At 71.1% G+C, this 13199-nt stretch carries 12 protein-coding genes; 6 read left to right on the top strand and 6 right to left on the bottom strand.

Translation table 11 applies throughout. The annotated features are described in order from the left end of the window. The coding region (locus ABZY57_RS19960; RefSeq protein ID WP_356513670.1) for a ricin-type beta-trefoil lectin domain protein at positions 1–3471 on the top strand (3471 nt) is incomplete at its 5' end. A gap of 122 nt (positions 3472–3593) precedes the next feature. Here the strand turns inward: ABZY57_RS19960 and ABZY57_RS19955 are convergent. Continuing rightward, on the bottom strand, positions 3594–4700 hold the full coding sequence (locus tag ABZY57_RS19955; protein ID WP_356513668.1) for a hypothetical protein: 1107 nt from the start codon (positions 4698–4700) through the stop codon (positions 3594–3596). A gap of 175 nt (positions 4701–4875) precedes the next feature. Between ABZY57_RS19955 and ABZY57_RS19950 the strand changes: the two genes are divergently transcribed. After that, a complete protein-coding gene (locus ABZY57_RS19950) occupies positions 4876–6033 on the top strand; it encodes a cystathionine gamma-synthase (protein ID WP_356513666.1) in 1158 nt (385 codons plus the stop codon). A gap of 39 nt (positions 6034–6072) precedes the next feature. Here ABZY57_RS19950 and ABZY57_RS19945 read toward each other — a convergent pair whose 3' ends face one another. Genes ABZY57_RS19945 through ABZY57_RS19935 form a run of 3 tightly spaced genes read right to left on the bottom strand, consistent with a single transcriptional unit; the run spans position 6073 to position 7435 of the window. Beyond that, positions 6073–6315 carry a hypothetical protein gene (locus ABZY57_RS19945; protein ID WP_356513664.1) on the bottom strand — a complete coding sequence of 81 codons (243 nt, stop codon included), beginning with the start codon at positions 6313–6315 and terminating at the stop codon, positions 6073–6075. Beyond that, on the bottom strand, positions 6312–6854 hold the full coding sequence (locus ABZY57_RS19940; RefSeq protein ID WP_356513662.1) for an RNA polymerase: 543 nt from the start codon (positions 6852–6854) through the stop codon (positions 6312–6314). Before ABZY57_RS19940 ends, ABZY57_RS19945 begins: the two co-directional genes overlap by 4 nt. A 47-nt stretch (positions 6855–6901) precedes the next feature. Next, positions 6902–7435, bottom strand: a complete 534-nt coding sequence (locus ABZY57_RS19935) for a MarR family transcriptional regulator (protein WP_356513676.1) — start codon at positions 7433–7435, stop codon at positions 6902–6904. A gap of 299 nt (positions 7436–7734) precedes the next feature. On the opposite strand from ABZY57_RS19935, the gene ilvA reads away from it, so the two are divergent. The 3 genes from ilvA to ABZY57_RS19920 all read left to right on the top strand — a co-directional run bounded on the left by ilvA (position 7735) and on the right by ABZY57_RS19920 (position 11074). Then, on the top strand, positions 7735–8967 hold the full coding sequence (gene ilvA, locus ABZY57_RS19930) for a threonine ammonia-lyase (protein WP_356513660.1): 1233 nt from the start codon (positions 7735–7737) through the stop codon (positions 8965–8967). Between the two features lie 218 nt (positions 8968–9185). Beyond that, the gene (locus ABZY57_RS19925) at positions 9186–10226 is read left to right on the top strand and encodes an ATP-binding cassette domain-containing protein (RefSeq protein ID WP_356513658.1); all 1041 of its coding nucleotides are present in this window, start codon (positions 9186–9188) and stop codon (positions 10224–10226) included. Beyond that, a complete protein-coding gene (locus ABZY57_RS19920) occupies positions 10223–11074 on the top strand; it encodes an ABC transporter permease (protein ID WP_356513656.1) in 852 nt (283 codons plus the stop codon). Before ABZY57_RS19925 ends, ABZY57_RS19920 begins: the two co-directional genes overlap by 4 nt. A gap of 96 nt (positions 11075–11170) precedes the next feature. Here ABZY57_RS19920 and greA read toward each other — a convergent pair whose 3' ends face one another. Next, positions 11171–11668, bottom strand: coding sequence for a transcription elongation factor GreA (greA, locus tag ABZY57_RS19915; RefSeq protein ID WP_356513654.1), 498 nt, complete (start codon positions 11666–11668; stop codon positions 11171–11173). Between the two features lie 113 nt (positions 11669–11781). Next, positions 11782–12195: a DUF4307 domain-containing protein gene (locus ABZY57_RS19910; RefSeq protein ID WP_356513652.1), complete on the bottom strand. Its 414-nt coding sequence runs from the start codon at positions 12193–12195 to the stop codon at positions 11782–11784. Positions 12196–12315: 120 nt separating this feature from the next. Here ABZY57_RS19910 and mca point away from each other — a divergent pair, with 120 nt between their 5' ends. Continuing rightward, entirely contained in the window at positions 12316–13197 is an 882-nt protein-coding gene (gene mca / locus ABZY57_RS19905) for a mycothiol conjugate amidase Mca (RefSeq protein WP_356513650.1), read from the top strand. The last annotated feature ends 2 nt before the right edge of the window (positions 13198–13199 follow it).

The following is a 13199-nucleotide window of genomic DNA, read 5'->3' as shown; positions in this document are numbered from 1 at the left end:
GCCGACCGGGTCATCGCCTCCAGCGCGGACGCCCCCGGCGACACCGCCAACGTCAAGCCGATCGGCGTCAAGGCCGATGCCACCGGCATCGACCTCATCCCCGACACCTCGCTCCTCGGCCAGGGCACCGGCCCCTGGTACATCGACCCCGGCGTCAACCCCTCCGCCGACAGCGCCAACCAGGCGTGGTCGCAGGTGCAGGAGGCGTACCCGGACACGAACGAGTTCAACGGCACCGCGGACGGCCAGAACACCCCGGCCGCCGGCTACTGCGGATACTCGACGTGCACCAGGAAGGGCCGCGAGCGCGCCTACTTCCAGATCGGCATCAACACGGGCATCCACGGCGCCGAGGTCCTCGACGCGCGGCTCTACGCCACCGTCGTGTCCTCCTCCAGCCCCAGCACGGCCACGCCGATGGGCCTCTACCACAGCCCCACGGGCATCAGCAGCCCCACGAGCTGGAACCGGCAGCCGTGCGCCACGGCTTCGCGCATGGGCGGTTGCACCAAGATCGGTGGCGCCACCATCTCGGGCACCGGTGAGATCCAGTACAACGTCACCAGCCAGATGAAGAACGCCGCCTCCGGCCGCTGGTCGACCTTCACGTTCGGCTTCGCGCCGGACGACGAAGGCAACATGTACTACCGCCAGCGGTTCAGCAACACCCCGCACATCGTCACCACGTACGACTTCACGCCCCACATCGGCAACCCCCGTACCAGCCCCACCCCGGGCTTCGCCGGTACCGGCACCTACTCCGCCTGCACCACCCCGGGTGCGGCCCAGCCCTGGGACAACCCGGGCTGGATCGGCGCCAACACCAACGTCCACCTGACGTCCGAGACCTGGTCGCCCACCGGCCGCCAGCTCCAGACGACCTTCCAGATCTGGGACGACGACGCCGCGGGTGCGTCCGTGTGGCACCAGACCGGCTGGAACGGCTCCGCGGGCGACGCCGTCGTCAACGCCGGCACGCTCATCGAAGGCCACCAGTACGGCTGGACCTCGCGCACCACGGACGACACGCTGACCAGCACCGAGACCCCCTGGTGCTTCTTCCGCGTCGACCGGACCCCGCCGTCCGCGTCGGTGACCTCGACCGACTTCCCGCTCTCCGGTACCACCGGTGGTCACCCCAAGCGCGTGGACGAAGAGGGCACCTTCACCCTGGCCGGTGCGGACAACGCCCCGACCACCGGTACCAACCGCAGCTCGGGCCTGGCCTGCGCCCGGTGGACCACGGACCCGGTGAGGGCCGCTTCCGACTGGAACTGCACCGACACCGACCCGCAGATCATCAAGACCTTCACCGCGGGCAAGGCCACCATCAAGTACACCCCGCGCGCCTGGGGCACGAACTACCTCTACCTCCAGACGCAGGACAACGCGGGCAACATGTCCCAGCCCGTCGTCCACAGCTTCTACGTCCCGTCGAACCCGAACAGCCCCGCGCCGATCTTCGGCGACATCAACGGTGACAAGAAGGCCGACGTCGTCCTCGCCGACTCCGCCGGCAACATCCGCCAGATCAACGGCGGCGGCGACCCCGCCTCCTCGCCCGTGGCCCTCGCCCGCTCCAGCGTCAGCGGCAACGGCTGGAACGGCATCCAGCTCACCCACCGCGGCAGCCTCGGCAACAAGAACGTCGACGACCTCCTCGCCCACGAACCGGGCAAGCCCAACCTCTACAACTTCACCAACAACAACACCGGCCTCGTCGACGGCCAGGCACCCATCAGCGTCACCAAGCCGGGCGCCTGCGCCAAGGCCGACTTCACCACCATCGACTGCGCCACCCACGGCTTCTCCACCACCAACTGGACCAACGTCACCCAGATCGCCGCCTACGGCTCCGTCACCGGTGACAGCAAGGCCGGACTGCCGGACTCCCTGCCCCAGAGCTCCCTCCTCTTCGTCGAGAACGGCCGCCTGTGGCTGGCCATCCCCGGCGCCACCAACCAGCTCGACTCCCCCGCGATCCTGCTCTCCGCCAACGACACCAAATGGGACGGCTACGAGCTGCTGACCCCGGGCCGCGCCAAGGGCACCAACTTCCCCACGCTGTGGGCCCGCAACAAGACCGACGGCGGCACCCTCCACGCCTTCAGCCTCACCGGCGGCACCGCCGAGGCCCCGGTCCTGACCGCAGCCACCAACCCCGCCGCCGGCCTCATCACCGGCAAGATCGACCCCGCCCGCTACCCCCGCGTCGGCTCCGACGGCGACCTCACCGGCGACAACATCCCCGACCTCTGGGCCGTCGACAAGGACCAGCAGCTCGTCGCCTTCAACGGCATCGCCGCCACCACCACCGGCTACCCCAACGTCACCGGAGTCACCTCCACCTTCACCCTCCAGGGCAACCTCAACACCCCGATCCACCAGTGGAAGCTGAACTCGGCGACCTCCGGCAAAACCCCCAGCACCGGCGGCAACAAGACCCCGGGCACGATCGCGGGCGCCGTCACCTTCCCCACCGCGGTCATCGAAGGCCGCAGCACTCCCTACGCGGCGTTCGGCGGTGCCGGGGCCACCATCACCACGTCCGGTACGAACACGGGTGTCGACACCGGCAAGGACTTCACCCTCACCACCTGGGCCAAGCGCTCATCCGCCACCCCGGCGGGTGAGAGCAGCATGGTCGTCAGCCAGGACGGCACCCAGAACAGCTCCTTCATGCTCTACGGCGACGGCCGGCGCGGTGAGTGGCACTTCGCCATGGCCAACGCACAGGGCGGTGGCTGGCCTTTCGACTACACCGACGTGACCAATCAGGCGGCTCGGGTCGTTCCTGACGCCTGGACCCGGCTGACCGTCGTCTACAAGGCCGGCAGCGGTCTGATGAGCCTCTACGTCAACGGCGTCCTCGCCAGCACCGGCCACCACGCGGCCAACACCAGCCCCGCCCCCAGCGGCTCGATCGTCTTCGGCCGCTACAAGGTCTCCGGAGCCAACGCGGACGCCCTCAACGGCGGCGTCAGCAACTTCGCCGCCTACCCCTACGCGGCCGCCCCCACCGCCCCGGCGACCGTGGGCCGGATCTCGATGACCGCGGCTCCGGGCTCCTGCGTGGACAACGACTACGCCCGCACCGACGACGGCAACCCGATCCAGATCGCGGGCTGCAACGGCACGGCCGCCCAGGACTTCGAGGTCCGGGGCGACGGTTCGCTGCGGATCCAGGGCAAGTGCGTGAACGCGGCCAACGCGGGAACGGGCAACACCACCCCGCTCGAACTGCGGACCTGCGGCGGTACCCCGACGCCGGCCCAGATCTTCGTGCCCCGCGCCGACGGATCGCTCTACAACCCGGTCTCGGGCCGGTGCGTGGACCTCGGCAACTTCGACACCACGCCGGGCCATCAGCTCTGGCTGTTCGACTGCAACCGCTCGGACGCCCAGCGCTGGACCATCACGACCCTGGGCACCGCGCCGCTCCCCATCCCCACCCTGGACGCGGCACCCTGACCCACCCGGTAGTACCCGGTAGCCGGCGGGAGCACCGCTGACACCGGCACCACCACGGCAGAGAAACGGCCGCCCCTCCCGTCCGGGAGGGGCGGCCGTCGCCGTCTGTCGTGTGGGGTGCGTCAGCGCGGCAGCGTCGCCGGGGAGCCGCCGTTGGCTTCGTAGCCGGCCACCGCCAGGGCGCGGTAGACGGCGTACGAGGCCGCCGGGTCCGGGTCGGCGGACCAGGGGAGGGCGCCCACGTAGCCGTCGACGTGGCGGATCTGGTCCATCGCCTCGGCCCAGCGCTCGCCGCCGACCAGGAAGAGGATGAGCAGGTGGCGCACGTGCGCCAGCATCGGGTCGTCGGGCCGCGCGCTGTGGACCGCGTACAGCGCCCCCTCCACCGCCCGGGTCACCGACGCGCTCTGGTGGAAGCTGCGGATCAGGACGACGTCCGGGACGTGCTCGTAGAGCGCGAACAGCGGCAGCGCCGCCAGCAGGGAGCCCTGCGGGGCGCGGGCCGCCGCGTGGTGGGTGAAGGCGTCGGCCTTCTCCCGGGAGCCGTGCCACTTCTCGCACCAGTAGTTCAGCGCCGCCAGGTGCGCGCCCATGTGCTGCGGCGCCCGGTCGATGATCTTCGCCCACAGGGCGTCGTACTCGGGCTCCGAGTAGTGCAGCATGCGGGCCACCGACAGCTCGATGATGTACGGGACCGGGTCGCCCGGGGCCAGCAGCGCGGCCTTGTGACAGGACTCCCGGGCCTCCTCCGCGATGATCCGCACATCGGCCTCGCTCATGCCCTCAGGGCGGCGCCACATCTGCTGCGCCAGCAGCTCGGCGTGCACCTGCGCACCGCCCGCGTCCTTCGGTGCCTCCAGCCGCCACGCCTTCAGCCACCGCGCCCCGGCCCCGGGCTCCTGGGAGAGCTCCAGCGCCGCCGAACCGGCGAAGGCCTGGACACGCTGCCAGCGCACCTCACCCTCCCGGGGGGTGCCGGCCAGCAGCTGGGAGGCGGCCTGCCACTGCCCGGTCCGCCGCACGTGGTCGAGGGCGTCCATCAGGTCCTGGTCGGGGCCGGGGATCCGGATGTCGAGCTCTTCCTGGAGGGCGAATCCGTAGTCCGCCGGGTCGGCGGCGTCCGGGCTCCCGGGCGTGACCAGGCGCAGTCCACCGCGCCTGCGCCGCAGGATCGGTCCGACGGCGGCCAAGAGCAGGCCCATCGCGAGCAGGAACCACAGAATCTCCATCCCCCCAGCGAACCAGACCCACCCCGGAAATGGCCAATAGGAGGCAAAGGAGGAAGCGAAGCGGTCGTGCCGCCGAGCCCTTCCGCAGCCCCTCCCGGAGCCCGTCCGGCGAACCCCTCCGCGCACCCCGGAGGCGGGGCCGCGCGGCGGCCGGGCGGGGCATAGCATCGGGTTCATGAGCGACGACAGCCACGAGCACCAGAGCTTCGAGACCCGCGCCATCCACGCGGGCAATACGGCGGACCCGCTGACCGGCGCGGTCGTACCCCCGATCTACCAGGTGTCCACGTACAAGCAGGACGGCGTCGGCGGACTGCGCGGCGGCTACGAGTACAGCCGCAGCGGCAACCCGACCCGTACCGCCCTGGAGGAGAACCTCGCGGCGCTGGAGGGCGGCCGGCGCGGCCTCGCCTTCGCGTCCGGGCTCGCCGCCGAGGACTGCCTGCTGCGTACGCTGCTCTCCCCGGGCGACCACGTGGTCATCCCGAACGACGCGTACGGCGGCACCTTCCGCCTCTTCGCGAAGGTCGTCTCCCGCTGGGGCGTCGAGTGGTCGGTCGCCGACACCTCCGACCCGGCGTCGGTGCGCGCGGCGATCACCCCGAAGACCAAGGTCATCTGGGTCGAGACCCCCTCCAACCCGCTGCTCGGCATCACGGACATCGCCGTCGTCGCCGACATCGCGCGGACCGCCGGCGCCAAGCTGGTCGTGGACAACACCTTCGCGTCCCCCTACCTGCAGCAGCCCCTCGCGCTCGGCGCGGACGTGGTCGTGCACTCGCTGACCAAGTACATGGGCGGCCACTCCGACGTCGTCGGCGGCGCGCTCGTCGCCGCCGACGCGGCGCTGGGCGAGGAACTGGCCTACCACCAGAACGCCATGGGCGCGGTGGCCGGCCCCTTCGACTCCTGGCTGGTGCTGCGCGGCATCAAGACGCTGGCCGTCCGCATGGACCGGCACGCGGAGAACGCGGGCAAGATCGCCGAGATGCTGGCCCGCCACCCCAAGGTCCACACGGTCCTCTACCCGGGCCTGCCCGAGCACCCGGGCCACGAGATCGCCGCCAAGCAGATGCGCAACTTCGGCGGCATGATCTCCTTCCGGGTCACCGGAGGCGAGGAGGAGGCCGTCGCGGTCTGCGACCGGACCAAGATCTTCACGCTGGGCGAGTCCCTCGGCGGCGTCGAGTCCCTCATCGAGCACCCGGGCCGCATGACCCACGCCTCGGTGGCCGGTTCGGCCCTGGAGGTCCCGGGCGACCTGGTCCGCCTGTCGGTCGGCATCGAGAACGCCGACGACCTGCTGGCCGACCTGGCACAGGCGCTGGGCTAACCGGCCCGCAGGCCCTGGCCACCGGCCGGTCTCCCCGCCCTACCAGGGCGGGGAGACCTCGCTCGAAGGCGTCGACCAGGCACCGGTCAGCGAGGCCCACACCACGAAGGCCACCACCGCCGCCCACAGCAGGACCCAGCCGGTCCGCTGCACGGCCCTGCGGCGTCGCAGCAGCCGGTCGCCGCGCGCGGCCGCGCCCGCCGCGAGATCGGGCGGCACCGCCGGGTACGGGCCCTCCAGCAGCCGCTTGACCTGCGCTTCCCTGGAGTCGGGGCGACTCATGCCGCCTCCCGGCGGTGGGTGTCCGGCCGGGGACCGGCCGCCGCTCCCGGACGCTTGCGCAGCTCGGCCACGGCCCGGTCGCACAGGGCCCCCACCCGGTCGGGCGTCAGCCCCAGCTGCGCGGCCGTGACCTCCTCCGCGACCCCTTCGTAGAGCCGCAGCACCACGACGAGCCGCTCCAGCGGGGCCAGCCGCCCGAGCACCCCGCTGCCCCCGTGGTGGCGGCGGCCGGTGCGGGCGAAGGCGGCGCACAGCTCCTGGCGGGTGTAGTCGTAGGGGTCGTCCCCGCGCAGCCTGCGCCAGTTCGCGTACGTACGGGCCAGCGCGCCGCCGAGCAGCCCGCGCGCGGCGGGGGCTTCGGCCGCGACGGTGGCGTCGGACGGGGCCGGGGCGTCGGACGGGGCCGGGGCGTCGGACCGGCCGTCGGCCGTGGCCGCCCCGGGCTCCGCCGTCAGCAGGATCGCGACGCGCAGGAGCCGCCCCGCCGCACCGGCGACGAAGGCTTCGAACTCCGCGTAGGGGCCCGGTCCGTGGTCCACAGACCACATAGTGCGGCCGGAGGGACCGCCTCGGAAGGGGTCGGGCGTCAGGAGGCGGGGCCGGCCTCGGACCCGGGCTCGGAACCGGCCGACATCAGCTCGGACAGCGAGACGTTGAAACGGGTCAGCAGACCGGTGAACGCCTCGCGCTCCTCCTCGTCCCAGCCGTCCGTCACCCGGGCCATCAGCTCGCGCCGCGAGGAGCGGACCTCCTCCAGCCGCGCCAGCCCGCGCGGGGACAGCGCGAGCACGACGGCCCGCCCGTCCTCGGGGTGCGAGGTCCTCTTGACCAGGCCGCTGTCGACGAGCGGGGCGACCTGGCGGGTGACGGTGGAGGAGTCGATGCCCATCCCGCCGGCGAGGGCCTTGACGCCCATCGGGCCTTCCAGGTCGAGCCGGTTGAGCAGCAGGTAGGCGGCCCGGTCCATGGAGTTGCGGGCCTGGCCGACTCCGCCCAGGCGGGTCTGCTCGGCGCGCCGGGCGAAGACCGCCACCTGGTGCTGGAGCGCGTCGAGGAGACCGGCTTCGGCGGACGCGCCGGCCGGCGCGGGCAGGTCGGAACTGGCCGGGGTGGAGGGCATGGCCGTGGGCTCTCTTCGCATGGGGCCGACAAGGATGGGGGACACAGTACGCGGCCGTGCGACGGCTCGTACTCCTCGTACAAGAACTGATACGGCAGCGGTGAAACGGCGACTACGAGCCGTCCCGGATGGCGGGATGTCGCCGGTCGGGCCCGGCTCCGACCCGACTTCGGCCCGAAGCCCGTCCGGCTCCCACACCCGCCCCTCCCGCCCCTGCCGCACCGCTTCGCGGCCCGGCCGCTCACCCGTCCCGCCCAGCGCGGCGGAGCGCGCGGCGGACCGGCTGCGAGACTGGCCGCATGAACTACCGCGTGCCGCAGCCCGTCCCGCAGGTCATCCTCGACGACATCCGGGGGGCCCAGAAGATGCTCTCCGGCGTCTCCCGGGTGACCGCGATGGAGGGCAGCCGGTACCTCTCCTCGCTCACCGGCTCCCCGGTCCACTTCAAATGCGAGAACCTCCAGCGCACCGGGTCCTTCAAGCTGCGCGGGGCCTACGTGCGCATCGCGGGCCTGCGCCCCGAGCAGCGGGCCGCCGGCGTCGTCGCCGCGAGCGCGGGCAACCACGCCCAGGGCGTGGCGCTGGCCTCCTCGCTGCTCGGGGTCCACTCGACCGTGTTCATGCCGGTCGGGGCGCCCCTGCCGAAGGTGGCCGCGACCCAGGAGTACGGGGCCGAGGTGCGGATGCACGGGCAGGTCGTGGACGAGACCCTGGCCGCGGCCCAGGACTACGCGGACCGCACGGGCGCGGTGTTCATCCACCCCTTCGACCACCGCGACATCATCGCGGGCCAGGGCACGGTCGGCCTGGAGATCCTGGAGCAGTGCCCCGAGGTGCGCACGATCCTGGTCGGCATCGGCGGCGGCGGGCTCGCCGCCGGGGTGGCGGTCGCGGTGAAGGCGCTGCGCCCCGACGTCCGGGTGATCGGAGTCCAGGCGGCGGGCGCGGCCGCGTACCCGCCCTCGCTGAAGGTCGGGCACCCGGTGTCCATCGAGAACCCGAACACGATGGCCGACGGCATCAAGGTGGGCCGGCCCGGCGACGTCCCCTTCAAAATCATTGGCGAGCTGCTCGACGACGTCCGTACGGTGTCCGAGGACGCGCTCTCCAGCGCGCTGCTGCTCTGCCTGGAGCGGGCGAAGCTGGTGGTCGAGCCGGCCGGGTGCAGCCCGGTGGCCGCGCTGCTGAGCGAGCCCGAACTGTACGGCGACGGCCCGGTGGTGGCCGTGCTGTCCGGCGGCAACGTCGACCCGCTGCTCCTGCAGCGGATCCTGCGCCACGGCATGGCGGCGGCCGGCCGCTACCTGTCGCTGCGGCTGCGGGTGAGCGACCGGCCGGGGGCACTGGCCGGTCTGCTGGGGGAGTTGTCAGTGGTGGATGCGAACGTGTTGGACGTGAGCCACGTGCGGACGGATCCGCGACTGGGGCTCACGGAGGTGGAGGTGGAGCTGCACCTGGAGACGAAGGGGCCGAAGCACTGCGCGGAGGTCGCGCGGGCGCTGCACGGCGCGGGGTACAAGGTCATGAGCTGAGTTCCCTGGCGGGACGCGATATGACGCGATACTTTGTTGCCGATCGGGCAGGGTCGCGCAAAGCGATCGTACGATTTGCCCAATAATCCGAGTTTCAGCCAAGGAAGGAATCGCTTCCCCGGGCAGTGGTAGCTTCCACCCGTTCCGTAAGGAATCGGTTCGGGCCGGACCGCACCCCTCGGGTTGGAAGCCCCTTCCTAGTAAGGGAGCGGAGTCACATGCCAGGCGCCATCTACGCCGAAGGGCTGGTCAAGACCTTCGGCGACGTACGGGCTCTGGACGGGGTGGACCTTGATGTCCCCGAAGGTACGGTCTTGGGCTTGCTCGGCCCCAACGGAGCGGGCAAGACCACGACCGTCCGCGTCCTGACCACCCTCCTCCAGCCCGACAGCGGCAAGGCGGTAGTCGCCGGGATCGACGTCCTCAAACATCCGAACGAAGTCCGGCGTGCGATCGGCCTCTCCGGCCAGTTCGCCGCCGTGGACGAGTACCTCACCGGCCGCGAGAACCTCCAGATGGTCGGCCAGCTCTACCAGATGGGCGCCAAGGCGGCGAAGGCCCGGGCCTGCGAACTGCTGGAGCGCTTCAACCTCGGCGACGCCGCCGACCGCACGGCCAAGACGTACTCCGGCGGCATGCGCAGGCGCCTGGACCTCGCCGCTGCCCTCGTCGTCAGCCCGCCCGTGATGTTCATGGACGAGCCCACCACCGGTCTCGACCCGCGCAACCGCCAGGCCCTGTGGGCCATCATCCAGGAGCTCGTCGCGGGCGGCACCACCCTGCTGCTCACCACGCAGTACCTGGAGGAGGCCGACCACCTCGCGCACGACATCTGCGTGGTCGACCACGGCCGGGTCATCGCGCGCGGCACCTCCGACCAGCTCAAGGCCCAGACGGGCGGCGAGCGCGTCGAGGTCGTCGTGCACGAGCGCGAGCACATAGCCACGGCCCGCGAGGTGCTCGCCGGCTTCGGCAAGGGCGAGACCACCCTCGAGGAGCACACCCGCAAGCTGACCGTGCCGGTCTCCGGCGGGGCCAAGCTGCTCGCCGAGGTCATCCGCGAACTCGACGGCCGCGGCATCGAGATCGACGACATCGGCCTGCGCCGTCCCACCCTGGACGACGTGTTCATCTCCCTGACCGGCCACGCGGCGGAGCGAGGCACCGAGGAGAACGGAGAGGCCCCCGCCGACGCGAAGTCCGCGAAGTCCGCGAATTCGACGGGGCGCCGCAAGGACCGTAAGGAGGTGGCGAAGTGACCCTCACCTCCACGACCCCGGAGCTGGCGGCGCCGCGCCCGCGCGGCGGCATCGTCCAGGGGATCAAGGACTCCCTGGTGATGGCGAAGCGGAACCTGATCCGCATGTCCCGCATCCCGGAGATGGTCATCTTCGGGCTGATCCAGCCGATCATGTTCGTCGTGCTGTTCAGCTACGTCTTCGGCGGATCGATGATGATCGGAGGCTCGACCAGCGCCAGCGACTACCGCAACTTCCTGATGGCCGGCATCTTCGCGCAGACCGTCACCTTCGCCACCGCCGGAGCCGGCGCGGGCATCGCCGACGACATGCACAAGGGCCTGATCGACCGCTTCCGGTCGCTGCCGATGGCCCGCGGCGCGGTCCTCACCGGCCGCACCCTCGCCGACCTCGTGCAGACCGCCCTGACCATGGTCGTCCTGGCGATCGTGGCGCTCCTCGTGGGCTGGCGCATCCACGAGGGCGTACCGAAGGCGCTCGCGGGCTTCCTCCTGCTCCTGCTCCTGGGCTACGCCTTCTCCTGGATCGGCGCCCTGATCGGCCTGTCGGTGCGGACCCCGGAGGCGGCCACCTCGGGCGGGCTGATCTGGCTCTTCCCGGTCACCTTCATCTCCAACGCCTTCGTGCCCACCGAGAACATGGCCGGCTGGCTCCAGCCCATCGCGGAGTGGAACCCGTTCAGCGCGACCGTCCAGGCCTGCCGCGAACTGTTCGGCAACCCGGGCGTGTCGCAGTCGGACGCCTGGCCGATGCAGCACCCGGTGTGGGCCTCGCTGCTCTGGTCCGTCGTGATCATCGTGGTGTTCCGCAGCCTCGCCGTACGCAAGTACCGCTCGGCGACGGCCTAGGCGGACGCCAAGGCGGAAGCGGTTCGGACCGCCCCCAACACATCGCCCCGCCGAGCAGCAGCTCGGCGGGGCGACGTGGTGAAAGAAAGGGGGTGATCAGCCGGTGAAGGGCTTGACGTCGAGGATCTTGACCGAGGCCTGCTTGCCGTTCGGCAGCTCGTACTGGGCGTCCTCGCCGATCTTCTTGCCCATCACGCCGGAGCCCAGCGGGGACTGCGGGGAGTAGGTCTCGAAGTCCGAGGACGCGTACTCGCGCGAGGCCAGCAGGAACTCCATGGTGTCGTCCTCGTCGCCGTCGAAGGCGATCGTGACCAGGGTGCCCGGGGCGACCTCGCCCTCGGCGGCGGGGGCCGTGCCGACCTTGGCCTTCTCCAGGAGCTGCGTGAGCTGGCGGATGCGCAGCTCCTGCTTGCCCTGCTCCTCCTTGGCCGCGTGGTAACCGCCGTTCTCGCGGAGGTCACCCTCCTCGCGGGCCGCCGCGATCTTGATCGTGATCTCCGACCGTGCGGGACCAGAGAGGTACTCCAGCTCCGCCTTCAGCTGGTCGTACGCCGCCTGGGTCAGCCAGGTGACGCTCTCGCTCGTCTGGGTCACGGGTACTCCTCGTCGGTACAGGGACTACAAAGCCGCCAGCGGCGGACGAAACCACGAGCCTAACAATTCGGGAAGAAAAGGGGGAGGACGCCAGGTGTGTGAACTGCGTCGGGTCAGCCCGCGGAACCGGCCTCGCGGCAGCCGACGATTTCGATCATCGTGGCGCGGCCGGTCGTCTTCAGCGTAACCATCTCGTCCACGCGCCCGCTCTTCTGCGCGAAGGTGAAGTCCGCCCGGCCCACCTCACCGTGCGCCTCGTCCTGCGAGCTCAGCGTGCACACCCCGGTGACCGAGGCCTCCTTGCGCACCTCCAGGTGCACCTCGACCGCGGAGTCGGAGACGACCTTGTACTTGATGAGCTCGGCGCTCACGCTCTGACCGGCCACGTAGTCCCAGCCGATCCAGCCGACCATCCCCAGCAGGGCGACCCCGAGGACCGATCCGATGACCTTGAGCTTGCGGTCGGCACGCTCGTCCGCCGACCGGCCGTAGCGGTCGCCGGGCAGCTCTTCGCGCACCGCGCTCATCGATCGTTCCCTTCGAGGTGGGCGAAAGGCGGGATCCCGGGATGACCCCCGGAATTTTTCCACCCCCCGATTCGGTCACTATAGAAGCGCCCGCCCTGACGACTCAAAGAGGATCCTGTCTTGACCGAGCAGCTTCGACTGATGGCCGTCCACGCCCACCCCGACGACGAGTCGAGCAAGGGCGCGGCCACCATGGCCAAGTACGTGTCCGAGGGGGTGTCCGTGCTGGTCGTGACCTGCACCGGCGGTGAGCGCGGCTCCGTCCTCAACCCCAAGCTCCAGGGCGACAAGTACATCGAGGAGAACATCCACGAGGTCCGCGCCAAGGAGATGGACGAGGCGCGCGAGATCCTCGGCGTCGATCAGGAATGGCTGGGATACGTCGACTCCGGGCTGCCCGAGGGCGACCCGCTGCCGCCGCTGCCCGACGGCTGCTTCGCCCTGGCGGACGTGGACGAGGCCGCCGGCCGCCTGGTGAAGAAGATCCGCGCCTTCCGGCCGCAGGCCGTCACCACGTACGACGAGAACGGGGGCTACCCGCACCCCGACCACATCATGACCCACAAGATCACGATGGTGGCCTTCGATCACGCGGCCGACACCGAGAAGTACCCCGAGGCCGAGTTCGGCCCGGCCTACCAGCCGCAGAAGCTCTACTACAACCAGGGCTTCAACAAGCCGCGCACCGTCGCCCTGCACGAGGCGCTGATCGCCCGCGGCCTGGAATCCCCCTACGGCGAGTGGCTGCAGCGGTGGAAGGAGTTCGAGCGCAAGGAGCGGACCCTGACCACCCACGTGCCCTGCGCCGACTTCTTCGAGATCCGTGACAAGGCGCTCATCGCCCACGCCACGCAGATCGACCCCGACGGCGGCTGGTTCCGCGTCCCGATGGAGATCCAGAAGGAGGTCTGGCCGACGGAGGAGTACGAGCTCGCGAAGTCCCACGTGGACACTTCCCTCCCCGAGTCCGACCTCTTCGCGGGCATCCGGGAGAATGCGTAGCT

The sequence above is a fragment of the Streptomyces sp. NPDC006450 genome, assembly GCF_040612195.1.
In the GTDB taxonomy this organism is placed as follows: Bacteria; Actinomycetota; Actinomycetes; order Streptomycetales; family Streptomycetaceae; genus Streptomyces.
This window is presented reverse-complemented; position numbering and strand designations above follow the sequence as displayed.